Origin of the sequence: Natrinema sp. CBA1119 (assembly GCF_002572525.1) — an archaeon.
Classification (GTDB): domain Archaea; phylum Halobacteriota; class Halobacteria; order Halobacteriales; family Natrialbaceae; genus Natrinema.
Map to the genome: position 1 here is coordinate 858,060 of NZ_PDBS01000001.1, position 20,297 is coordinate 878,356.

At 63.6% G+C, this 20,297-nt stretch carries 23 protein-coding genes and 2 pseudogenes; 12 read left to right on the forward strand and 13 right to left on the reverse strand.

What is annotated here, in order from left to right:
* Positions 1 to 207 precede the first annotated feature (207 nt).
* Positions 208 to 1,614, forward strand: a complete 1,407-nt coding sequence (locus CP556_RS04155; RefSeq protein ID WP_098724478.1) for a geranylgeranyl reductase family protein — start codon at positions 208 to 210, stop codon at positions 1,612 to 1,614.
* 118 nt (positions 1,615 to 1,732) lie between these two features.
* Here CP556_RS04155 and CP556_RS25185 read toward each other — a convergent pair whose 3' ends face one another.
* Complete coding sequence (locus CP556_RS25185; RefSeq protein ID WP_141551628.1) at positions 1,733 to 1,912, reverse strand: hypothetical protein; 180 nt, start codon at positions 1,910 to 1,912, stop codon at positions 1,733 to 1,735.
* An 83-nt stretch (positions 1,913 to 1,995) separates the two neighbouring features.
* On the opposite strand from CP556_RS25185, the gene CP556_RS04160 reads away from it, so the two are divergent.
* Complete coding sequence (locus CP556_RS04160; protein ID WP_098724479.1) at positions 1,996 to 2,793, forward strand: DUF4397 domain-containing protein; 798 nt, start codon at positions 1,996 to 1,998, stop codon at positions 2,791 to 2,793.
* A gap of 28 nt (positions 2,794 to 2,821) precedes the next feature.
* On the opposite strand, the pseudogene CP556_RS04165 reads toward CP556_RS04160, so the two are convergent.
* Positions 2,822 to 3,139 (reverse strand): annotated as a pseudogene (locus tag CP556_RS04165) (M20/M25/M40 family metallo-hydrolase); the annotation flags it as partial.
* Between the two features lie 46 nt (positions 3,140 to 3,185).
* On the opposite strand from CP556_RS04165, the gene CP556_RS04170 reads away from it, so the two are divergent.
* Positions 3,186 to 4,331: an ISH3 family transposase gene (locus CP556_RS04170; protein WP_098724480.1), complete on the forward strand. Its 1,146-nt coding sequence runs from the start codon at positions 3,186 to 3,188 to the stop codon at positions 4,329 to 4,331.
* Positions 4,332 to 4,509: 178 nt separating this feature from the next.
* Here CP556_RS04170 and CP556_RS04175 read toward each other — a convergent pair.
* Positions 4,510 to 5,484 (reverse strand): annotated as a pseudogene (locus CP556_RS04175) (amidohydrolase); the annotation flags it as partial.
* 89 nt (positions 5,485 to 5,573) lie between these two features.
* Complete coding sequence (locus tag CP556_RS04180; protein ID WP_098724481.1) at positions 5,574 to 5,909, reverse strand: uS10/mL48 family ribosomal protein; 336 nt, start codon at positions 5,907 to 5,909, stop codon at positions 5,574 to 5,576.
* 186 nt (positions 5,910 to 6,095) lie between these two features.
* Between CP556_RS04180 and CP556_RS04185 the strand changes: the two genes are divergently transcribed.
* Positions 6,096 to 6,539 carry a bis(5'-nucleosyl)-tetraphosphatase gene (locus CP556_RS04185; protein WP_098724482.1) on the forward strand — a complete coding sequence of 148 codons (444 nt, stop codon included), beginning with the start codon at positions 6,096 to 6,098 and terminating at the stop codon, positions 6,537 to 6,539.
* Positions 6,540 to 6,728: 189 nt separating this feature from the next.
* Positions 6,729 to 7,778 (forward strand): DUF5787 family protein, encoded by a 1,050-nt coding sequence (locus CP556_RS04190; RefSeq protein ID WP_098724483.1) that lies wholly within the window; start codon positions 6,729 to 6,731, stop codon positions 7,776 to 7,778.
* A 36-nt stretch (positions 7,779 to 7,814) separates the two neighbouring features.
* Here CP556_RS04190 and CP556_RS04195 read toward each other — a convergent pair whose 3' ends face one another.
* Together CP556_RS04195 and CP556_RS27525 are read right to left on the reverse strand one after the other, a co-directional pair.
* Positions 7,815 to 8,315 carry a DUF5797 family protein gene (locus tag CP556_RS04195; protein WP_098724484.1) on the reverse strand — a complete coding sequence of 167 codons (501 nt, stop codon included), beginning with the start codon at positions 8,313 to 8,315 and terminating at the stop codon, positions 7,815 to 7,817.
* 48 nt (positions 8,316 to 8,363) lie between these two features.
* Positions 8,364 to 9,125 (reverse strand): DUF8170 family protein, encoded by a 762-nt coding sequence (locus CP556_RS27525; protein ID WP_486187769.1) that lies wholly within the window; start codon positions 9,123 to 9,125, stop codon positions 8,364 to 8,366.
* Between the two features lie 125 nt (positions 9,126 to 9,250).
* On the opposite strand from CP556_RS27525, the gene CP556_RS04205 reads away from it, so the two are divergent.
* The gene (locus CP556_RS04205; RefSeq protein WP_098724485.1) at positions 9,251 to 10,372 is read left to right on the forward strand and encodes a hypothetical protein; all 1,122 of its coding nucleotides are present in this window, start codon (positions 9,251 to 9,253) and stop codon (positions 10,370 to 10,372) included.
* 25 nt (positions 10,373 to 10,397) lie between these two features.
* On the opposite strand, the gene CP556_RS04210 is transcribed toward CP556_RS04205, so the two are convergent.
* Positions 10,398 to 11,687 (reverse strand): MFS transporter, encoded by a 1,290-nt coding sequence (locus tag CP556_RS04210; RefSeq protein ID WP_098724486.1) that lies wholly within the window; start codon positions 11,685 to 11,687, stop codon positions 10,398 to 10,400.
* A gap of 115 nt (positions 11,688 to 11,802) precedes the next feature.
* On the opposite strand from CP556_RS04210, the gene CP556_RS04215 reads away from it, so the two are divergent.
* Together CP556_RS04215 and CP556_RS04220 are read left to right on the forward strand one after the other, a co-directional pair.
* Complete coding sequence (locus CP556_RS04215) at positions 11,803 to 12,057, forward strand: DUF5789 family protein (RefSeq protein ID WP_098724487.1); 255 nt, start codon at positions 11,803 to 11,805, stop codon at positions 12,055 to 12,057.
* 87 nt (positions 12,058 to 12,144) lie between these two features.
* The gene (locus CP556_RS04220; protein ID WP_098724488.1) at positions 12,145 to 12,453 is read left to right on the forward strand and encodes a transcription factor S; all 309 of its coding nucleotides are present in this window, start codon (positions 12,145 to 12,147) and stop codon (positions 12,451 to 12,453) included.
* A gap of 266 nt (positions 12,454 to 12,719) precedes the next feature.
* Here the strand turns inward: CP556_RS04220 and CP556_RS04225 are convergent, their stop codons facing one another.
* From CP556_RS04225 to CP556_RS04240, 4 genes are all read right to left on the reverse strand, one after another.
* Positions 12,720 to 13,529 (reverse strand): methyltransferase domain-containing protein, encoded by an 810-nt coding sequence (locus tag CP556_RS04225; protein ID WP_255291401.1) that lies wholly within the window; start codon positions 13,527 to 13,529, stop codon positions 12,720 to 12,722.
* 5 nt (positions 13,530 to 13,534) lie between these two features.
* Entirely contained in the window at positions 13,535 to 13,924 is a 390-nt protein-coding gene (locus tag CP556_RS04230; protein WP_098724490.1) for a nascent polypeptide-associated complex protein, read from the reverse strand.
* An 82-nt stretch (positions 13,925 to 14,006) separates the two neighbouring features.
* On the reverse strand, positions 14,007 to 14,864 hold the full coding sequence (locus CP556_RS04235; protein ID WP_098724491.1) for an SDR family oxidoreductase: 858 nt from the start codon (positions 14,862 to 14,864) through the stop codon (positions 14,007 to 14,009).
* A 165-nt stretch (positions 14,865 to 15,029) separates the two neighbouring features.
* Positions 15,030 to 15,518 carry a PUA domain-containing protein gene (locus CP556_RS04240; RefSeq protein WP_098724492.1) on the reverse strand — a complete coding sequence of 163 codons (489 nt, stop codon included), beginning with the start codon at positions 15,516 to 15,518 and terminating at the stop codon, positions 15,030 to 15,032.
* 194 nt (positions 15,519 to 15,712) lie between these two features.
* Here CP556_RS04240 and CP556_RS25795 point away from each other — a divergent pair, with 194 nt between their 5' ends.
* Complete coding sequence (locus CP556_RS25795; RefSeq protein ID WP_176548118.1) at positions 15,713 to 15,889, forward strand: hypothetical protein; 177 nt, start codon at positions 15,713 to 15,715, stop codon at positions 15,887 to 15,889.
* A 134-nt stretch (positions 15,890 to 16,023) separates the two neighbouring features.
* On the opposite strand, the gene CP556_RS04245 is transcribed toward CP556_RS25795, so the two are convergent.
* On the reverse strand, positions 16,024 to 16,521 hold the full coding sequence (locus tag CP556_RS04245; RefSeq protein WP_098724493.1) for a LabA-like NYN domain-containing protein: 498 nt from the start codon (positions 16,519 to 16,521) through the stop codon (positions 16,024 to 16,026).
* A gap of 72 nt (positions 16,522 to 16,593) precedes the next feature.
* Complete coding sequence (locus CP556_RS04250; RefSeq protein WP_098724494.1) at positions 16,594 to 17,418, reverse strand: M48 family metallopeptidase; 825 nt, start codon at positions 17,416 to 17,418, stop codon at positions 16,594 to 16,596.
* A gap of 351 nt (positions 17,419 to 17,769) precedes the next feature.
* Here CP556_RS04250 and dapA point away from each other — a divergent pair, with 351 nt between their 5' ends.
* The 3 genes from dapA to CP556_RS04265 are packed head-to-tail and all read left to right on the forward strand — an operon-like array spanning position 17,770 to position 20,296.
* Positions 17,770 to 18,696 carry a 4-hydroxy-tetrahydrodipicolinate synthase gene (dapA, locus tag CP556_RS04255; protein WP_098727278.1) on the forward strand — a complete coding sequence of 309 codons (927 nt, stop codon included), beginning with the start codon at positions 17,770 to 17,772 and terminating at the stop codon, positions 18,694 to 18,696.
* Positions 18,693 to 19,463 carry a 4-hydroxy-tetrahydrodipicolinate reductase gene (gene dapB / locus CP556_RS04260; protein ID WP_098724495.1) on the forward strand — a complete coding sequence of 257 codons (771 nt, stop codon included), beginning with the start codon at positions 18,693 to 18,695 and terminating at the stop codon, positions 19,461 to 19,463. The genes dapA and dapB overlap by 4 nt, the downstream gene beginning before the upstream one ends.
* Positions 19,460 to 20,296, forward strand: coding sequence for a 2,3,4,5-tetrahydropyridine-2,6-dicarboxylate N-succinyltransferase (locus tag CP556_RS04265; protein WP_098724496.1), 837 nt, complete (start codon positions 19,460 to 19,462; stop codon positions 20,294 to 20,296). Before dapB ends, CP556_RS04265 begins: the two co-directional genes overlap by 4 nt.
* The last annotated feature ends 1 nt before the right edge of the window (position 20,297 follow it).

Consider the following 20,297-nt stretch of genomic DNA (forward strand, 5'->3'; position numbering starts at 1 on the left):
GGCCGCTACGAAAGACCGCACTAAAACTCTTTACTCCCCGCTGTCGTGATGGGGACGGCGGGAATCGATCTCCGACACTCGCTCGCCCGGATGAACTCGACGCAAACGGCCGGACTGAAACCGATCCGTCGTCGCCCGGTTTCGACCCCGCTGATCCGACAATTCACACATAAAACGTTTTCTTACCGCGGTGTTCACAGTGTTGGTATGAGTACGCAGGAACAGTCGGCCGCGACCGCGACGACGGGAACGCAGTCGCCGGACGCCGTCGTCGTCGGAGCCGGTACTGCAGGGTGCTACGCCGCAGCGACCATCGCACGGGAGGGGTACGACGTCGTCATCCTCGAGCGAAAGTCCGAGACCGAAGCCGGCCACATCGCCTGCGGGGACGCGCTGAAGGGTGCCGACGCCTTCCCCGAGGCGATTCCGAAATCGAAACTCGAGCCGGCCTTCACCAACACCGGCGTCGACCACGGTCGCTTCGAGATCCCCCAGGAGGACACCGTCCTCGAGATTCCGGTGCCCGGCGAGCTCGCCGTCATCGACCGCTGGGAGTACGGCCGGCGGATCATCGACGGCGCCGAAGACACCGGCGTCGACTTCCACTACGATACCGTCGTCAAAAACGTCGTCCAGGATGACGACGGCCGCGTCACGGGCGTCGAGACGATCCGCAAAGGGGAGCCCCTCGAGTACGAATCCGATATCGTCATCGACGCCGCGGGCTCGCTGTCGGTGCTGCAGGACAACGTCGACTTTTCGGACTCCACGTTCGACACGAACGTCGACTACAGCCACTTCTGTTCGGCCTACCGCGAGATCGTTCACGTCGAGGAACCCGTCGAGTGGGACGACGCGCTCGTCTTCAAGCCCACCGAGCGCGCGGCGGGCTACCTCTGGTACTTCCCGCGGACCGACACCGAGATCAACGCCGGCCTGGGCTTCCAGATGACCGAGGAGCCCATGCAACTGGTCGACGACCTCAAACGCGACCTCGAGAACCGTCCCGAGTTCGAGGGTGCCGAAGTCGAGGACAAACTCGGCGCGGCGCTGCCCACTCGACGACCCTACGACTCCGCCGTCCATCCGGGCTACATGGCCATCGGCGACGCCGCCGGTCACGTCAACCCGACCACGGGCGGCGGTATCGCCGGTGCCGCCTACGGCGGCAAGTACGCCGCCGAGCAGGCCATCGAGGCCCTCGAGACCGGCGACTACAGCGAGGACACCTTCTGGGCGTACAACGAGAAGGTGATGGACCACTTCGGCGCGCGCTACGCCGCACTGGACGTCTACAACATCCTCTCGACGGCCGTCGACGTCGACGACCTGATGGGGTTACTCGCCGCGATGCCCGGCGACAAGCTCGCCGAGGCGCTGTACTCCGGCAGTACGGATATCGGGCTCAAACTCAAACTCGAGGCCCTGGTCAAGAGTCGCGGTCACTGGGGCACCATCTGGAACCTCTACCAGACCAAGCGCCGCGCCGACGAACTGCTCGCCCACTACGAGAACTATCCGACCAGCCCCGCAGGGCTCGCAGGCTGGCAGGACCGACGCGACGAACTCATGGAGAAGGTTTACGAGACGACCGGGGCGGAACCGAAGTACTAGCACCGACCTTTTACTCTGCGGTCTGTCGCGCTGACGGCAGCGTAGCTGTCGCACAGCGCGATGTCCCTCGGTAAAAGGTCGATCAAAAGCACTCCTCCTTCCTCTCCGTTCACGCTGTTCACTCCGAGTCAGTCGTCGGCCCGCTCGCTCCCTGCGGTCGCTCGCGGTCGGTATCGGTGAACCGCCTGCCCTCCCCCGGGTCGCAGGCTCCTCGCGTTGCTCGGAGCCCGCTCCCGGCCACTGCCGCTCGAGTGAGCCGGTTCGGCCCACAGGGACAGCAGTTTTGTAACTCTACCATGGCTTCGAATATCAGATTTTGAGATTATATCCCTACTCTGTTAGGAGATTTCGACTTTCCTATCCCTCAAGTAACCAGTCGTGATGGTACAGAACCACACACGCCGACGCGCACTGACACTGATCGGAACCGCAGGCGGAATCGCGCTTGCCGGCTGCATGGGCGGTGATGGTGACGACGGCACCGAGATGAGCGACGACGGGTCGGACGACGGAACGAGTGATGACGGGATGAACGACGACTCCGAGACCGACGACGAGACGGGGGACGCGGGCGCGAACGTCCGCGTCGCACACCTCTCGCCCGACGCGCCGAACGTGGACGTCTACGTGGACGGCGACACCGTTCTCGAGGACGTTCCCTACCGCGCGGTGAGCGACTACCTCGAACTCGAGCCGGCGAGCTACGAGGTGATGATCACCGCCGCGGGCGACGCCGACACCGTCGTGTTCGACGAGGAACTCGAGATCGCAGAAGGAGCATTCACCGTCGCGGCGCTGGGCGAACTGAGCGAGGAGAACCAGCCCTTCGCACCGGCGGTCCTCGAGGACGATGTCAGCGACCCCGGCGACAGTGCACGGGTTCGCCTCGTCCACGCCTCGCCGGACGCCCCTGCGGTCGACGTGACGGTCGGCGACGGCGAGACGGTGCTGTTCGAGGGCGCGGAATTCGGCGACGCGGCGACGACCGAGGTGCCGGGCGGCGAGTACGCGCTCGAGGTCCGGCCGGCGACCGAGAACAACGACGGGGACGTGGTCGCGACCTTCGACGTGGCACCCGAGGCCGGGAACGTCTACACCGCATTCGCCGTGGGCTACCTCGAGCCCGAGTCGGCTCCCGCCGACGCACCCTTTGACCTCGAGGTCGTGGTGGATCACTGAGCGGCCGATAACCGGTCGACCGTCCCGATCAGGGGCGCTCGCGACCGATCCGCTCGATCGCCCCCGTCAGCACGTCGATCCCGTGGCCGATACTCTCCTCGTCGACGTCGAACGTCGCAGTGTGGTGGCCGCCGGGGTGGTCGGTGCCGACGCCGACGTAGCAGGCGGTGCCGCCGTTTTCCTGAACCTTCCGCATGAGGAAGGTCGCGTCCTCGCTGCCGCCGAGTTCGTCGCGCTCGAGAACGCGCTTGACGCCCGCCGTGTCGCTCGCCACGTCGGCGACGACCGAAACGAGCGCCCCATCGCTCGTCGCGCTGGGAGCTTCCGCACCGGTCTCGATCGAGACCCAGTCGATCACATTGGATTAGGATGAGTGTCTGCTTGGCGAAGGTGTGCAATCAACCCAAGCAGACAACGAGCTAAAAGAAGAGCACCTGCTTAATTTTGTCGTCAACAGTCTCGATGAGGAACTGTCGCTGGAGCTCGGAGAGAGTGTAGCGGTCACGACGGAGGAGTTGTACGAGGTCCTCGCCGGCGCCAGCGCCGGCGGGACCTCGATCAATCACGTCTGCGAGAAAACGAACGACTCGCCCCACGCCAATACCGTCCGTGGATATCTTACCGATCAGTTCGATCTTGATACCGTTGAAGCGGTTGGGAACACGCTCCTTCAACGAGATGTCCTTGAGACGCTTCCAGATCGACCGGTGGAGGTCGTCGCCGACCTCCACCTCGATCCCTACTACGGTGACGAGGACGAAACGGAGTCACTGTACTTCTCACAGGCGAAACGAGGAACCACCGCCTTTCACGCCTACGTCACGCTCTACGCACGGGTGCGTAACAAGCGATATACACTGGCGGTTCGCCAGCTGGTCGCTGGCGAAGCCACCAGCGATGCTCTTGATGAGTTCCTCGAACTCCTCGCCGGCCTTGACCTGCGCGTCAAGGCCGTCTACCTTGACCGCGGATTCTACAACAGCACCTGTCTCAAACTGCTGTACGCGCACAACTACGCCTACATCATGCCAATCGTCAAGTGGGGCGAAACGATTCAAGACGAACTTAGCAGAGGCTGGAGTCGCGTGATCGAACACGAACTCGCTGGAAGGGTCACATTCCCTGTGTTCATCGACTGTGTCTACCAGCGAGGACGATACGACGAGCACGGGGTGGCGCGTCACGGCTACGCCGCTGACGCGCCGTTCATCGACACACCACAGGATGCACGAGAACACTATCGCAAGCGCTTCGGCATCGAGTCAAGCTATCGATTAGCCAAGCAGAGCCTTGCTCTCACCAGTTCTCGAGACGCTGGGCTTCGGTTATTGCTGTTTGTCGTGAGTCTGTTGCTGCAGAACGTCTGGCGATACCTTCACTGGATGTACGTGGCGGCGCCCCGCCGTGGGGGGCGCCGCCTCTGGGAGTGGTCGTTCACGGAGTTCTGTGAGATGGTGGTTCGTGCTGCCTGGACAGCTCTCGGTGTGCGCAGAGCTGTCCCAGCGAATCAACCACCCGACGACCGGTTCTTCCGGTAGCTGTCTCTGAATTGGGACAGCGCTCGTGAGTGGCTACACTGTCGCGTCGGCGGCGATCCGCCGCCGACAGCGACTGACTGATGTCAGATCCCGCCACCACCATCGTTCCGAAGGCTATCCAGACATCACGGACGTAGATTCAGCGCCTACTGGAGGAGATCGTGAGTCTCTCGGTGTGATCGACTGAGACCGTACAATCGTGCATCTGGGCGGCGCTCCGGAGCACCCGTCGAGTTCGGCGCTTCATGTACTCCATCAGCTCGGTCGTCTCGCCTCGAACTTCGGCGACGATCCGCGCCTCGTCGGGGATGACGTTCGCGGCGCTGCCACCTTCGACGACACCCGCGTTGACGCGCGTCTTGCCGTCGTTGTGCCGGGGAATGCCGTAGAGGTTCTGGACGGCCGTCGCCATCGCCTGCACGGCGTTGCGTCCCTGCTCGGGATGGCCGCCCGCGTGTGCCGATTCGCCCGTGAACTCGGCCTCGAGGTGCGACACCGCCAGAAAGCCGTCGATGCCGGCGACGATCTCGCCGGTCGGGTGGTCGAGTCCGATGTGCATCGCGAGCAGGGCGTCGATGTCTTCGATGTGCTCGCTCTCGGCCATCGACTTCCCGCCGCCGACGACCTCCTCTGCGGGCTGGAAGAAGACCTTTAGTGTGCCCCGGAAGTCGCTCCGAGCGATCCGCTCGAGCACGCCGATTCCGATCGTCGCGTGGGCGTCGTGACCGCAGGCGTGCATCGCGCCCTCGTGTTCCGAGCGAAACCCCTCGGCGACGGGAGCGTGGTCGGGGTCATCGGACTCCGCCCGCGGCAATCCGTCGATGTCGACGCGGAGGGCGACGGTCGGCCCCTCGCCGCGCTCGAGCACGGCGACCGCGCCCGTATAGCCGCCCTCGAGTCGCTCGAGGACGGTCTCGTCGACGCCCGCCTCCCGCGCCCGCTCGTACCAGTGAGTGAGCTCGGCGTCGTCCGGGACAGCCATCCGATGCTCGCCCGCGATGGCCTCGGGGCCGACGTGGAGTTCGGCGAGGTCGTCGCCCAGCCGGGACTCGAGTTCCGCGACGATCCGTGCGGTCGTATAGAATTCACACCAGGCGGGCTCGGGCTTTCGGTGGAGGTCTCGGCGAAGCGAAACTAGGTTGTCTGCGGTCATATACAGCACTCGTCGGGAACGATAAAAAGCCCTGTCGACGGTGGCATCTCGAGAGAAGCGATTCGAAACGACAGCGAGACCGGGTGCGTTCAGTTGCCGCGGCCCGCACCGTGGATCTGCTCGACCTCGGCCTCAATGTGGACCGAGTCGGGGAAGCTCTGCGAGGCGATGTTGCGTGCGAGGCTGTCGTGGCCGTGGATCTCGAGTTCGCGCGTGAAGACGGTGTACTTCCACGAGGAGAACTCCCGGTCGTCGTCTGCGTGGAGCCGACACCGCTGTGGGACCGAGAACGTCTCGGGGGGGTGAGAGTGGGGACCTTTCAGCGCCGCTCCCTTTCGCTCCGCGTTGGTTTTGATGTCGTCGACGATACTATCGAGCGCGGCTCGATCGCCGCTCTGGAGGGTGAGACGGGTGACGAAAGTCATGGCTAGGGGTGTCGAATACATCGACGGTCGGCGCGTAAAAACTTGCTGAGACGCACCGGTCGCCCCACCGGCGGTGACCGACTGCGAGTAGTCGTCCGACGACGTCGTGAAAATCGAGTCCGGAATCAGTGTACGCTGGACGAACAGTCCGATATTCTCTTAACGTCTCACCTATTATCCCAGTTAATGGCAGTCGAAGCTACGAGCGCAGGCGCGATCCTCTTCCGCGATACGCGGGGCCGGCGCGAGTATCTTCTACTCAAGAGCCGCCCAGGCGATTGGGAGTTTCCCAAGGGCGGTGTCGAAGGAGATGAAGAACTTCAGCAGACGGCGATCCGCGAAGTAACGGAAGAGGCAGGTATCGAACAGTTCAGACTACTCGACGGCTTCCGCAAGGACTACGACTACGTCTTCGAGGCGAACGGCAAGACGATCCACAAGACCGTTCACCTCTTCATCGCGAAGTCGTTCGAGGCCAGCGCGGAACTATCGAACGAGCATCGCGACCTCCAGTGGCGCGATTACGACCAGGCGATCAACACCGTCACGCAGGACGGGCCCCGAGAGATCCTCGAGGACGCCCACGAGTTCCTCGACGAACGCGAGGAGGAGGACGAGAACGAAGAGTAGTCGACAGCTGCCGATCGTCGGGTCGAATTCAGTCGAACATCACCTCGCCACCGGCAGGTGACAGTTCGACGGCGCGCTATCGCGTCCCAGTCGGAGACTCGGCTGATAGCGCCGCTGCCGTCGCTGGCCGACTGACCGACCGCCGACAGATCGAGCAGCGTTTTTGCACCCGCGTTCCCAAGGGCCTGCGTGGACCCACACACCGCCGAGTTCGGGTTCGAACTGCGAACTTGCCGGTGGGCCGAACGCGAGTGGCCCCCGGACGAGCCCGCCAGCGACGACCGCGCGTTCGTCGTCGCCCGCCAGCTCGGGACCAAGCGCCGGCGCTGGGACACCATCGTCCTCGAGTGCGACCCGGATGCCCTCCGCCGCCGCGCGAACTTCGGTCCCGACCGGCTCGATAGCGACCTCCTCCATCTCGTCCGCAATGCCCCCGCCGAGTGGACCTACTACCGCGACGCGCTCCCCCATCCCGGCTATCCGTGGCGCTACGTCCGCGAGGCGATCCACCGCGCCGACGATCGGGGCATCCTCGCAACCAGAAAGAACGGCAATCGTATCGAGATCCGGCGCAAGTGGGCCTATCCGGACTGGCTCGAGCGAATCGTCGCGATCGAGAACAAGCCGGATCTCGACGCCAGCGCCGCCCGCGCGCTCGGCGCACAACTCGAGTACGACGTCTCGATGGGGGTAGCCGACGAGGTCTGGGTCGCAACCCGAGAAACCGGCGAGCGCGTCGAACCGGTTCTCTTCGAGGATCTGCCGATCGAGGCGGGTATCCTCGCGCTCGCACCCGACGACCTCACTGCCGAGGTCGCGTGGCATCCCCGCTCGCTCGCGGTCGACGAGCCGGGAACACGGATCCTCGAGCGACCCGACGGCGGAAAGCGAGACGGCTCCGCCGCTCGGTTCGAGTCCGTCGATCCCGACTGGAAGGGCGACAAACGGCTCGCGATCGCCGAACGCGCCTACGAACGCGGCTGGCGCTCGTTCGTCGACACGATGCGTCCCGACTGCCGACACTTTCAGCTACGCGCTCGAGACGCTCACCAGGCGCTGCCGTACTGCGCCGCCAAGGGCCGGTGCCAGACGGCAGCCGAGTGCGCCGGCTCCTGTCACGACTTCGAACCCGAGCCGCCCGTCTGGCGCACCCGCGGCTGGCCGATCGAGGGCGGCCCCGGAAAACGATCGCAGCAGCTCCTCGAGGAGCGGCGCCGGCGACGACGGCCGGGACTGTAACCTCGTCGCACCGGTCGGCGGCTCGAAGGCGAGACGTCAGTCGGAAACGGCGACCTCGAGGTCGTCGCGCTCGACCGCCAGTCGGAACGTGGGGACGGTCCGGTACTCGACCTCGACGACGCCCTTCCGACGCAGGCTCTGGAGGCCCGAACGGACGTCCTCGGCCTCAGCATCGACGTCGTACTCGTCTCGGAGCTTGTGCAGCACCGAGACGACGCTCTCTGACTCCTCCTCGGGCCCGGCGAGGACGGCGACGATCCGCGCTTGCAGTTCGGGAACGCGGATCTTGGACGGAGCTCCGTCGTCGGGATCGCTCTCGATCCCCGGCTCGACATCGACCAGGTCGGCCGCCTCCGCGGTCGCCCGGATCAGGCTGTTGTCGTCCCGAAAGTAGTAGTCGCCGAGTTCGTTCTCGAGAAACTGGTGGACCTCACTGCCGCTGTCCATCTCCCATCGCTCCTGCAGTTCGGAATTCTTCGTCGGCTGTAGCTCCACCACGTCCGCCAACCGGTCCTTGGCCTCCTCCGAGAGCGTCATCGTCGAACCGTATGGGTAACCGGTACTTTTGCGTTGCGTCCCGGTCCGTTATTTCGGCAATTCGTCAGTCACGTCTCGTAGCTCTTCGGGGATCGACCACGGAAAACACCGATCATGTAGTTCGAAAAGACGAAACTCGTTGAGGTGGACCCAACTATACGAAACGGCGTCCCGGTCCGCATTCTCCCGAGTATCTAGCTGCTCCATGAGTTCGTCAACCGAAATATCGACTCCGTTTCGGCGAGCTCGGTCTACGAGTGCATCGAGTTCGGTCTCGATGGCTTCCGGATCGAGGTCTCCGTTGAAATAGATGTTTACGGCGGCTGAGACCACGTCAGCATGCGACTCGAGTTTTCGAGCGGTCATCCACGCATAGTCCCTCGGCAATACAGTTGACTTTTCGAAATACGGCGTCGAACTGATCTTCCCGAGTTCGGTCACCTCCCCGCCTGCATCTTGCTCGTATATGGCAACGATATGGTCCATATAGGCTGCGAGGAGATGGAACCTGATTCGAAAGGTAGGAAGGCGGTCGATACCGATCTCTCGGAGATCGCCCATAAGAAACGGATACGTCCCGAGTCGTTTGTCCAACTCGTTTTGGACGATACGGAGCCGACGGATGAACGGATCTCGGTAACTTCCGAGAACGAAATACGACGTTTCCGGGGTTTGAAGGTGTGGTATTTCGCGGTTAGCAAACCCGAGAATTTCCGATGATTCGTGTGGCTCAAGTTCGAGTCCCTGCAGTGTCTCGTCAACTTGGTCCATAATTTCTGCAGCGTTTTCGGGTGGCTCGAGATCGGTCATTTCTTTCGGGTTGAGGACCCCGCAGTAAATACGTTCGTAATCGGTTTAGCTATATCGGGAATGAACCATACCAGTTCATCCGAACTATTATTCGTATCGGGATGTAATCTCCGTACAAGAGATCTATGAGCGACGCCCCTGCCGCGAAAGATACTGGCCCATTCGAAGAGCAGCGGCAGATTTACAAGCTACTGTCACAGGAGACGCGTCATTTGATTCTGCAATACACCCTCGCCCATCCAACGCATCTTCCTTCGCTTGACGAGCTAGCGTACCTGATACCAAAAAACAAAGCGGCGATTCGCGACCAGTTACAGGTACTTGACGAGGCAAATATCTTCGATCGATACGACCATCCACCAAACGAGGATTCTCGGGACTTGCCATCCCAGTTTTACGGGCTGAGCGAACACGGTGTTTCCGTACTCGACGAATATAACTATCTTCGCGGGTTGCCAGTCGCGCGTGCGGTGTACGACAATACGCGGCTGTCGGAGAAAGCGCAGCGGCATCGCGATGCACCACGTCCGGATCTCCCCACATCTGTCGATCAAGCACTCGCTATCGAGGAAGCGGCGGACACTCCAAACGTCGATCGAATCGAACGATATCTTCGTCAGGAGAAGTCGTCCTCACGGACTGTAGCGAATCAGGTCGAAATCGTAACCGCACTCTACAAGAACGATATCGGACCGGATCATGATGGAATCAAACGGTCGGATCTGTCGGATACGGTCGCTGGATCCCTCGAATGTCGTCCGGAAACTGCTCTGGACCAACTCATTGATGTCGATCTTGTCGAGAGAGTGACGCCGTCAGGACCAGATATTTTCGCGATTAGCGAACGTCTCGATGAGATCGTGAACGGTCAGGTCACGGAAGAAGCTGAGACGAATATCGACGCGCTCATCGCACACATCGACGACGAGTTACAGTCTGTCGAGTTGGACGACGAAGCGGCAGAGCTAGACGGTTCGCGGGCAATGGCAGCCGAACCCTCCATCGCGCTGGCCGACGGTGCAGGCCGAACGGTTCGAAGTATCCTCGCGACGGAATTCGACGTGGCTCCCGAAGCCGTACCCGAATACCTCCGTTCCGAAAGTCCGATCGACCGATTGAACGCCGCGATCGATGCGATTGAATCCTCTCGAGAGGTTACACAATCCGAAGAGTATGGTCGAATCGTCTTCGTTCACCAAGCATATCGATATCGGCTCACGGACCGAGCGGTAGAACTGCTCTCGTAGCGCCACTCCGTTCGTTTGCTGTTAATCAATCGCTCCCGACGACCGGCACCGAGGCCGTCGACTCGAGCGTCTCCTCAACCTGCGTATAGACCAGAATCGCCCCGAAGACGGCGAGGACCGTTCCGAAGACGAAGGGGACTCTGAAGCCGAAGCCCACCAGTGCACCCGAGGACAGCGGCCCGATGGCGATTCCGTAGCCGAAGGCCATCGTGAGCACCGACAGCTTCGATCCGGACTCGCCCTCGCCGGCGAGATCACCCGCCAGCGCCAGCGACGGGGCGAAGACCATCGCGGCCGCGATCCCCTGGAACAACCGGGCGACGAACATGAGGGCCGAAGACAGAATGAACCCCTGGACGAGCGTCGTCGGGATCAACAGGACCATTCCGACGACGATGAACGGGCGACGGCCGTACCGGTCGCAGGCCCGTCCAATCGGCGTCTGCAGCGCGACCTGGGCGATGATGAACGCCGCGAACTGGAGGCCGAACCAGGTCGACCCCTGCTCGAGGCGGGCGTTGACCTGGGGCTGAATGGTCGCGAACAGCGCGATCGCGGTCGCCATAAACAGCGACGCGACGCCGAGCGTGAAGATCGGATCGAGCAGGTTGGGTCCCGACCGATCGAAGACGGGAATCGAGAGATCCGCACCGGCGTTCGCGACCGTCGACTCCGGATCGGAGACGAGCACCGTCACTAGCACGTAACTGACCGCGGCCGTGATCGTGGCGATGTAGAAGGCGGCGGCGAACCCGTCGACCGTCACCCCGCCGGGGAGCGCGTACGGGCCCTGACTGACGACCGCACCGGCCACCGCCGGCCCGGCACCGAAGCCGACCAGTCGAAAGGTGTTGTAGACGCCCATGTTCCCCCCGCGATCGCCAGTCGTCGCGAGTTCGTTCACAAGCGCGACCGACGACGGGATAATGAAGGCGACGCTGACGCCCTGTAGCCCGCGGATGACCAGCAACGAGACGTACGTCTCCGCGACGACGTAGGTGATGTTCGTGACCGCCAGCCCGGCGAGGCCGACCAGAATGAACGGCTTGCGCCGCCCGAGGCGGTCCGACAACCGGCCGGTAAACGGCTGAAAGCTGCTGTTGAGAAAGCCGAAAATCGAGAGGATGACCCCGGTAATCATCGACTCACCGAGGCCGAACGCCGTCCCGCTCACGATACCGCTGGTCACGTACAGCGGAATGACGATGATCAGAAACGAGTTGCCGATCCCGTCCGCCATGCGGGCACCCGCCAACGCGAGCACCCGTCGGTCCACGGCAAACGGTGCGATAACCCGCTCGACGACTCTCCGCATCGACCGTATCTGCGTGATCGGGCCCGATTATAGTTTCGAATCGAAATGTTAGTATCCGCGACAGTACGTGCGAGTACGGCAGAACTACAAGCCGCCGGCCCGCGTCCGTCCAGCCATGGCCGACGTCAAACTCAGCCGCATCGAATCCGTCCTCGAGGACCTCGAGTACCCCATTACCAACGATCGAGCCGCCGCCGAACTCGAGGATGTCACCCTCCTCCTCGCGGACGGCGAGCGAAATCTGGGGACGCTCATCGAACGCAGCGGTAGTGATCGCTTCGAATCGATGGACGACCTCGAGTCGGAGCTCAACAACGTCCTCCCGCGGGAAGCCGTCGGCGAGCCGTATCAGTCGGAGGGCGAGGGATAAGCGCCTCGCGCCGGGATCGGAGCCGAAACCGGTCAACGGGCTGAAACAGGCCCCTTAAGTCGCTCCACCTCCGTAGCCCGGACAACGATGGAATTTTGCGACGACTGCGGTTCGATGATGAAAGCCGACGACGGGCTCTGGGCGTGCGACAGCTGTGGCTTTACGAAGCCGAAAGGCGACGCCTCCCAGTACACCGTCACCGACGATCAGGAAGCGAGCGAGGTCATCGAGTCCTCCGGTGAGACCTCCCTGCCCGAGACGAACGCTATCTGTCCGGAGTGTAACAACGACCGCGCCCTCTGGTACATGCAACAGATCCGCGCGGCCGACGAGTCCGAGACGCGCTTCTTTATCTGTACTGAATGTGAGCACAAGTGGCGCGAGGATGATAACTAGAACCGAACTTTTGCGCTGCGGGCGCGGCTTCGCCGCGCCCTCGGCAAAACTTCGATGAAAAGCACTCCTCCCTCCCCGTTGGGTCGGTCGTCGGCCCGCTCGCTCACCCTTCGGGGTCGCTCGCGGTCGTAATCGGGTAACCGCCTGCCCTTCCCCGAGTCACGGACTCCTCGCGGTGCTCGGAGTCCGTTCCCGGCCACCGCTCACTCGAGGTCATACTGAATCGATTCCTGAATCCACTGCAACTCGAGGAAAGAGAAACCGCGCTATTCGTTGCGCGCGATCGTCAGATACCCCGTGTGGCCCACGGGGGCGGTCGACGGCCGCGAACCCCGCTCGTCGAACTGCATCTCGCGCTGAATTGTTTCTCGAGTAGTGACATCGGAGAGGCCGACCTCTCGAGCCGTCTCCGAAACCGCTCGCGTCGACTCGATAAACGGGCTGTAGACCGCGAGGAACCCGCCGTCGACGAGCAGGTCCGGCGCGTGCTCGACCATCGCGGGCGCGTCGCCCGTATCGAGCGTGCACACGTCGAACGACGACGACTCGAGGTCGTCGAGGTGCTCGAGCACGTCGCCGGTTCGGACGTCGACCGCGTCCTCGACGCCGCCCAGCGCCATGTTCTCGCGGGCGACATCGGCGAACTCGGCGTCGCGTTCGTAGGTCACGACCGACGCGCCGGCGCGGGCCATCATGGCCGCGAGCACGCCGGTACCGGTCCCGGCGTCGAGGACCCGATCACCGCGGGCGATCCCCGTCTCGCCCATCACGAGGCCGATATCGCGGGGCACCATCGGCGCGCCCGTCCGCTCGAACTGGTGAAAGAGATCCGGGCCCCGCAGTCGGCGGACGTGAAACTCGTCGCCCAGATGCGTCTCGATGGTGTCGCCCGACTGCACGTCCTCGGGGACCTCGAGCACGCCGAGGTCAGTCCCCTGTTCTCCGCCGGGTTTCACGAGGTATTCGCGGTCGTCACGGACGAGCAACACCGGGACGCGGTCGTCGCCGCCCTCGGCCCCCGCGTCGGTTTCCGTCTCGGTATCGGTCCCGTCGTCCGCGTTCTCGTCGCCGCTCACTCGAGTCACTCGAGGGAGGCGACCGCTGCGGCGAGGTCACCGTCGTTGTCCTCGAGGGCCTCGCGAGCCTCGTCCTCGCCGACGCCGGCTTGCGTGGCGACGAGTTCGACGTCGTCGTCCGGAATCGACGGTTCGGCGTCGCTTCCGGAATCGGTGCTCCCGGTGCTTCCGCCGGCGGACCCAGCCTCGACCTCCTCGGGCGAGCCGATGACCTGATAGGTCTCCTGGCCGCGAGCGTCCATCTTCGTGACTTCGGCGTCGTCGAAGACGAGGTCGTACTCGTCGGTGCGGATGATGACCTCTTCGGCGTCGATGTCCTCGACGTCGATCCCCATCTGCTCCATCATCTGTTCCATCTTGCGCGGATTGAGTCCGCCGCCGCCTCCTCCAAACATATTCGACACGTCGCCGCGGGTTCCCTTTTACTTTGTCGTTCGGTCGAGCGCCAGATGGCGAGGACGGAGTGATGAGGAATCCTTACGTCTCACTCGAGCGCGAGTAGCTCGGATCGAAGAGCTGTGCCGAGGTCGGTTCGGGATCTCCCTCGGTGAGATTGTACTCGGAGAAGTCATCGACGCCGGCCTCGCGGAGGAACTCCTCGTCGTAGACGTGATTGCCGGTGAACTCGCCCGGATCGCGCTTGAGAATCTCCAGGACTGTGTCCGAGACGATATCGGGGGTGCGCCAGTCCTCCTCGGTCCCCATCTCGAAGTAGCGGGTCGCGCGCGTATCGATCGCAGTTACCGGCCAGAAGGTGTTACAGCCGACGTCGTCGTCCGCCAGTTCCTGCGCCAGCGACAGCGTGACGAAGGACATCCCCATCTTCGACCAGGAGTAAGCCGCCGCTCCCGGCGCGCGATCGATCTCGACCGGCGGCGCGTTCGTCAGGATCCAGGCGTCGTCCTCGACGCCTCTGAGGTGATCGATGAATCCCCGCGAGACGAGATAGGTCCCGCGCACGTTGACCTCGTTCAGGAGGTCGTACCGGCTCGCCGGCAGATCCTCGACTGAGCCTATCTGGATCGCCGAGGCGTTGTTGATGACGATGTTGATCTCGCCCATCTCGTCGATCGCTTCCGCGATGGCCGCCTCGACCGCGTCCTCGTCGCGGACGTTTAACTGAATCGCGTGCGTGTCGACGCCCTTTTCGGCGCACTCCTCGGCCGTCCTGTGAATCGTCCCCTCGAGGTCGGAGTCCGAATCGTCAACGGTCTTTCCCGTCGAGACGATGTCACAGCCCCGTTCGGCGAGCTCGAGTGCGAGTTGTTTCCCGATGCCTCGCGTCGTTCCCGTGATAAACGCAGCCTGGCCGCTCAGATCTGGTTGCTGTCGCATTCGTGTGCATTGCTCACACCCACATCATAATAGTCCATTCAAACTCACGGACCGCCGATCGAGGTTTTCGATCCGCGCCGACGCACGACCGGACATCGCGTCCGAGGAGTTCGACGGCCTGGTGAGGTCTTCGAACGGTCCTCCGGGTCCTCGAACGACCCTCCGTCACGTCTCCGCTGGCGCACCTTCACGCACGTTCACCGCCATCCCCGTCTCGAAGTCCCGAATCGCCGCGGCGTCGAGACGCGCCGTCCCCACGGCGATCAACTCGCCGCGCTCGTGGACGATCAGCACCTCGTCGCCCGGGCGGATCTCGTCGCCGACCTCGAGCACGAACTTCGTGAAGACGTTCTTCTCGTCGCGGACGAACGGTTCGCTCTCGTCGTCGATGACGACGCGATACGCGGGGTGTGCAAGCGCAGCGTCGAGTCGGCGACCGCCCTCGAGTCCGAGGGTGAATCGACCATCGGTGCCGAAGGAGACGATCCGGCCCGCCTCGGCGTGGACCTGCTGTGGCCGCCCCGAGGTGGTGCGTTTGATCGTCAGCGATTCCTCGGATGGGAACAGGGCTGCACCTGCGCCCCGGCCGAACTGGTAGTCGCCGACGGTCCGGAGTTCCGGGAGACCCGCGCGCCCGTCTGCTGGCTCGCTCATTGACCGGCGTTCGACCCGGTGCGTCGAAAGCCCTTCGACCTGCCGGCGTTGCGATGGCACTCGAGGCAGAATCCGACACCGCGTCCGCCGGGTGAGCCGACAGCTGCTCGCGGCGAATGTCCCATTTGGTTAGAAAACGAACTGGAACGAGATGGGGAATGTTATAATGATCGATTTATTACTATCGGTATCGCATGGACGTCACGCAAATCGGTCTCGGGGTGACGCTGCTCGTCATCGGGGCCCTGACACTGATCGGACCGGCCACACTCGTTTCCGGGCCGCTTACGTACCTCGTTACCGGTGCGACGCTGCTCGTCACGGGGTACGCGCTGTTGATCGGACTCTGGCAGAGCCGGCAGCCGAACTAGGGTCGCTTCCATCCGAAGGGCCGTCAGGAACCGAGAGCCGTCCACCGGTTCCGGGCAGCAGTCACTGAGAGACGGTGAGACCGGTCTCCCGCTTCGGGGAGTTCGAGCCGACCTTCGTTCGGTTCGTCGACGCCTCAGAGGAGAAACGTCTCGTGGCGGTCGCCGAGGTCAAGGAACGAATCGGCCGCGGCCATGAGTTCCTCGGCCGTCGAGGATTCAAAGGCCATCACCTCGACGCGGACGCCCTCGTGTCGCAGGTGCGAACAGAGCCGCGAGAAGTCGCCGTCACCCGTACAGAGGACGATGGTGTCGACGTGGTTGGCGAGCGTCACCGCGTCGAGGCTCATCCCGACGTCCCAGTCCGCTTTTTTCGTCCCGTCGGAGAACGTCTTGATGTCCTTGATCTTCGGCTCGAAGCCGATATCGACCAGCGCGTCGAAGAAACTCTCCTCTTCGGGCGAGTCCGCGCGGATGACGTAGGAGATGGCACGCGTGAGCTGGCGGTCCTGAACGGCCTTCTCGAGCAGCGCGGAGTAGTCGATATTCCGGCTGTGGAGACTCTGTGCAGTATGGTAGAGGTTCTGGGCGTCGACGAGAACGGCGACGCGCTGCCCCGGATGAATTTCCGTCATATTCTAGCATGTCGCGCGCGACCATAAAAAATCGCAGCGTTCGCTCTGATCGCGTTGTGACCGTCGGTGGTCTCAGCTTCGGAGCTTCTGAATGCGCTTTTCCGTAGGCGGGTGGGTCGCGAACAGCGACTGCAGGAGGCCTTTCTCCGAGTTGAAGATACACAACGCGCTCATGCTATCGTCGATCTGAGACTCGCGGCCCTGTGCACCGCTCGATATCTTCTCGAGGGCGCGGGCGAGCGGGTCGCCGCTGCCGATATACTGACGGGCGTCCTCGTCGGCGACGAACTCGCGGTAGCGCGAGATGGCGAGGACGAAGACCATGACGAGCATCTGTGCGATGTTCGAGATGACCATGCCGACGATGATCCCGCCGATGCCACGCTCGCTACTCATGATGTAGACCATATAGGCGACCCAGCCGACCATCATCGCGATGGAACTCCCCACCACCATCGCGAGGACGTCGCGGTTCTTGATGTGAGCGAGTTCGTGGGCGATCACGCCCTCGAGTTCGTCGCGCTGGAGGAGCCGGATGAGTTCCGTCGAAACGACGACGACGCCCTTGCCCTTCCGACCGGTCGCGAAGGCGTTGGGGACGCCCATGTCCATGACCATCAGTTTGGGTTTTTTGATGCCCATATCTCGGCAGAGGGAGTCGGTCATCTGATGGATCTCCTGATACTGGCCGTCTTCGGGCATCGGTTCGGCCTTTCTGGTCGCCGACCACGTCCCGATCTTGTACTGAATAACCGGTAGCACGAGCAGTCCGACAAGGACTAACGGCCACGCGCCGGTGCCGAGCCAGAGCAGCCCGAAGCCGCCGACGAGCATGTAGAACGCGAACAGGATCGAGCCGACGATCGCCATTCGCACTTTCAGTCCGAAATCTGTCATGGGGGATGGTAAGTAACGCTCAGGGATAAATTACGCGAAATTGCATGTCAGGTATTGAATAGCACGATGGTCGGTCAAAGACACAACGGATAAGTTGGTTCAGATCCACGAATCGGATATGCGCCGTGTCGCTCATCCGACCGTCGGTTCCGTCGTGAGCGGCGTCCCCCTTCGTTTTCTCAAACGTAAACGTGCGTGAGTGTGCTCGCGGCGGGCGTGGCATCCCGTCCCGGGTACGATTCGACCGCACGGCCGACCGCACGCAACCGACCACAGATGGCCACCGATCGGAACCGACACACCCTACCGATCGGGGGCCGACACACGATCCACCGACACCACAGTCAACACATGAGTTCAGCTATCGACCTTTCGGGCGTCTTTCCGGCGATGTGCACGCCCTTCGACGAAGACCGGCGAATTGACTTCGAAACACTGCAGGCCGACGCCCAGCGCCTCGAGGCCGCGGGCGTCGACGGGCTCGTCCCCGTCGGCTCCACGGGAGAGTCGGCGACCCTGACCCACGACGAGCACGTCCGCGTCGTCGAGGCGGTCATCGAGGCCGTCGACGACGTGCCGGTCATCGCGGGCACCGGCTCGAACAACACGCGCGAGGCCCTCGAGCTCTCCGAACGCGCCGCCGACGCGGGCGCGGACGGCCTGTTGCTCATCTCGCCGTACTACAACAAGCCCGAACAGCGCGGGCTGGTCGAGCACTTCCGGACGATCGCGGACGCCGTCGACCTGCCCCAGATCGTCTACAACGTCCCCTCGCGGACGGGGCGAAACATCGAACCCGACACGGCCGTCGAACTCGCGAGCCACGAGAACATCGCGGGCTACAAGGCCGCAAGCGGCGACCTCGGACAGATCGGCGAGATCACCGAACGAACGACTGACGAGGAGTTCGCCGTGCTCTCGGGCGACGACGCGCTCACCCTGCCGACCATCTCGGTCGGCGGGACCGGGACGATCAGCGTCGCCGCGAACATCGAACCCGAGCGGACCTGCGCGATGGTCGGCGCGGCGCTGGACGGCGACTACGCCCGCGCACGGGACCTCCACCACGAACTCGGGCCGCTGTTCCGCGGGCTCTTCGTCGAGACCAATCCGATCCCGGTCAAGGAGGCCATGCAGATCCGCGGCTACGGTCCGGCCCGCATGCGCTCGCCGCTCTCCCGGCTGGCCGACGAGTACCGCGAGGACCTCGAGACCGTGCTGGCCGACCTCGAGCGGGAATCGACCGAAGTGGCGGACGCGGCGGAGGGTGATCGATGACGGTCAGGCTCGGCATCACCGGCGCGACGGGCCGCATGGGCCGGGAAGTGATCGCCGCTGCGACCGGTCGAGCGGACTGCGAGATCGTCTTCGCCGTCAACCGGGAGCCCGGAGGCGACGCGACCGTCGGGGGGATCACCATCGAGTCCGCGGCCGAGTTCGACTCGCTCGTCGCCGAGCGCGAACCGACCGCCGTGATCGACTTCACCGGCCCCGAGTCGGCCGCTGGCTACGCCACGACATGCGCCGACGCGGGCGTCGCGTTCGTCACCGGCACGACCGGGTTCGACGACGAGGAGTACGAAGCGCTCGAGGCGGCGAGCGAGGATATCGCCGTCCTCCACGCGCCAAATTTCGCCCGCGGCGTGCAGGCACTGGTCAACGTCGTCGGTCAGGCGGTCCGGAACCTGCCCGGCTACGACGTGGAACTCGTCGAGACCCATCACAACGACAAGCGCGACGCGCCGAGTGGCACCGCGAATCGGCTGCTCGAGGAGATCGAGGCCAACGGGGACTTCACCGAGCGCACGCACGGCCGCGAGGGCGAGGCACCCCGTGAAGACGCCGAGATCGGGGTCCACGCGCTCCGTGCCGGCGATATTACGGGCGAGCACGAAATCGTCATTGCGGGCAACCACGAGGAAGTTCGGCTCACGCACCGCGCCGAGGATCGCGGCGTGTTCGCCGCGGGCGCGGTCGACGCAGCGGTCTGGATCGCTGGACAAAAGGCGGGCTGGTACGACTTTTCGGACGTGATTACGGAATGAGCGCACTCGAGACCGAAATCGACGAGCTGTGGGAGCGAAAGCAGAACGACGAGATCGACGCCGAGACCGCCGGCGAAGACGCGTACGCCACCCTCGAGGCCTTCCTCGACGCCCTCGAGTCCGGCGAGATCCGCGCCGCCGAGAAGCAAGGGGACTCCTGGGAGGCGAACGAGTGGGTCAAGCAGGGCATTCTGCTCAACTTCGGCCTCCGCTCGATCGGTCAGTACGACCACGGCGGAACCACGTACAACGACGTCCTGCCGCTCGCCGACTCGAGCGAATACGGCGACCGCGGGAGCCGCAACACGCCGGACGGCACCGTCGTCCGCCGCGGCGCGAACATCGGCTCGGACTGTATCCTGATGAGCCCCGCGTTCGTCAACATCGGTGCCCGCGTCGGCGACGGCACGCTCGTCGATTCCTGCGATACGGTGGGCTCCTGTGCGCAGATCGGCGACAACGTCAAGCTCGGCGCGAACACGCTCATCGGCGGCGTCCTCGAGCCCGTCGAGGGCGCACCGGTCATCGTCGAGGACAACGTCTCGCTCGGCGCGGGCTGTCGCGTCACGAGCGGCTTCGTCGTCGGCGAGAACAGCGTCGTCGGCGAGAACACGCTCCTGACGCCGCGCATTCCGGTCTACGACCTCGTCGAGGAGGAGGTCCTCTACGGCGAACTGCCCGCCGACCGGCGCGCGTTCACCCGCTTCGTCGAGTCCTCGATCAGCGACCACGACCTCTTCGAGGGCGGCGCGTACAAGCCCGCCGTCGTCGCGACCGATATCGAGACGGAGACGCTCGAGGCGACCGAACGCGAAGACGCGTTGCGAGAATAGA

What these genes read in the sequence shown, in the direction of transcription:
- CP556_RS04155 (WP_098724478.1), top strand. Translation starts at nt 208, where the DNA reads ATGAGTACGCAGGAACAGTCGGCCGCGACCGCGACGACGGGAACGCAG.
- CP556_RS27525 (WP_486187769.1), bottom strand. Translation starts at nt 9,125, where the DNA reads ATGACCGATCTCGAGCCACCCGAAAACGCTGCAGAAATTATGGACCAA.
- CP556_RS04220 (WP_098724488.1), top strand. Translation starts at nt 12,145, where the DNA reads ATGGAATTTTGCGACGACTGCGGTTCGATGATGAAAGCCGACGACGGG.
- CP556_RS04210 (WP_098724486.1), bottom strand. Translation starts at nt 11,687, where the DNA reads ATGCGGAGAGTCGTCGAGCGGGTTATCGCACCGTTTGCCGTGGACCGA.
- CP556_RS04235 (WP_098724491.1), bottom strand. Translation starts at nt 14,864, where the DNA reads ATGCGACAGCAACCAGATCTGAGCGGCCAGGCTGCGTTTATCACGGGA.
- CP556_RS04195 (WP_098724484.1), bottom strand. Translation starts at nt 8,315, where the DNA reads ATGACGCTCTCGGAGGAGGCCAAGGACCGGTTGGCGGACGTGGTGGAG.
- dapB (WP_098724495.1), top strand. Translation starts at nt 18,693, where the DNA reads ATGACGGTCAGGCTCGGCATCACCGGCGCGACGGGCCGCATGGGCCGG.
- CP556_RS04240 (WP_098724492.1), bottom strand. Translation starts at nt 15,518, where the DNA reads ATGAGCGAGCCAGCAGACGGGCGCGCGGGTCTCCCGGAACTCCGGACC.
- CP556_RS25185 (WP_141551628.1), bottom strand. Translation starts at nt 1,912, where the DNA reads ATGGTAGAGTTACAAAACTGCTGTCCCTGTGGGCCGAACCGGCTCACT.
- dapA (WP_098727278.1), top strand. Translation starts at nt 17,770, where the DNA reads ATGAGTTCAGCTATCGACCTTTCGGGCGTCTTTCCGGCGATGTGCACG.
- CP556_RS04160 (WP_098724479.1), top strand. Translation starts at nt 1,996, where the DNA reads ATGGTACAGAACCACACACGCCGACGCGCACTGACACTGATCGGAACC.
- CP556_RS04180 (WP_098724481.1), bottom strand. Translation starts at nt 5,909, where the DNA reads ATGACTTTCGTCACCCGTCTCACCCTCCAGAGCGGCGATCGAGCCGCG.
- CP556_RS04230 (WP_098724490.1), bottom strand. Translation starts at nt 13,924, where the DNA reads ATGTTTGGAGGAGGCGGCGGCGGACTCAATCCGCGCAAGATGGAACAG.
- CP556_RS04215 (WP_098724487.1), top strand. Translation starts at nt 11,803, where the DNA reads ATGGCCGACGTCAAACTCAGCCGCATCGAATCCGTCCTCGAGGACCTC.
- CP556_RS04185 (WP_098724482.1), top strand. Translation starts at nt 6,096, where the DNA reads ATGGCAGTCGAAGCTACGAGCGCAGGCGCGATCCTCTTCCGCGATACG.
- CP556_RS04205 (WP_098724485.1), top strand. Translation starts at nt 9,251, where the DNA reads ATGAGCGACGCCCCTGCCGCGAAAGATACTGGCCCATTCGAAGAGCAG.
- CP556_RS25795 (WP_176548118.1), top strand. Translation starts at nt 15,713, where the DNA reads ATGGACGTCACGCAAATCGGTCTCGGGGTGACGCTGCTCGTCATCGGG.
- CP556_RS04245 (WP_098724493.1), bottom strand. Translation starts at nt 16,521, where the DNA reads ATGACGGAAATTCATCCGGGGCAGCGCGTCGCCGTTCTCGTCGACGCC.
- CP556_RS04265 (WP_098724496.1), top strand. Translation starts at nt 19,460, where the DNA reads ATGAGCGCACTCGAGACCGAAATCGACGAGCTGTGGGAGCGAAAGCAG.
- CP556_RS04250 (WP_098724494.1), bottom strand. Translation starts at nt 17,418, where the DNA reads ATGACAGATTTCGGACTGAAAGTGCGAATGGCGATCGTCGGCTCGATC.